The organism is Phaeovulum veldkampii DSM 11550, assembly GCF_003034995.1.
Lineage (GTDB): Bacteria > Pseudomonadota > Alphaproteobacteria > Rhodobacterales > Rhodobacteraceae > Phaeovulum > Phaeovulum veldkampii.
Genome location: NZ_PZKF01000150.1, coordinates 1 through 352 on the forward strand (window position 1 = coordinate 1; position 352 = coordinate 352).

The following is a 352-nucleotide window of genomic DNA, read 5'->3' on the forward strand; positions in this document are numbered from 1 at the left end:
TCGGGCATCGGCTTGCGTTGCCCGTGGCGCTGACCATCCTGATCGCGACCGCAACGGTCTTTGCCGTGTTCGGCTGGCGGGTTTTCGCAGGAGATGCCTTCGAGATGCGCACTGTCGGGGCCATGACACTGCGGACATTGTTCTGGGCCGCGATGGTGTGGGTTGCCATGAAGGCACGGGGCAGGAAAAGTCGCCTGTAGCGGCGTCAACCACTCCTGGTGCGTCTTCGATTCAAACCTCTACTGTTTCATCCACGGTACTGACACATCGACTGAGCCATAATGAGCGAACACCTCTGGCAAAAGGATCAGGGCCGCAATCCTGTAAGTCCTAGCGTGACAGACATACCCGA

Annotated in this window: 1 pseudogene; it reads left to right on the forward strand. The window is 58.5% G+C overall.

Annotated features, from left to right (window positions below):
* Positions 1-200: pseudogene (locus C5F46_RS16835) on the forward strand (hypothetical protein); the annotation flags it as partial.
* Positions 201-352 lie beyond the last annotated feature (152 nt).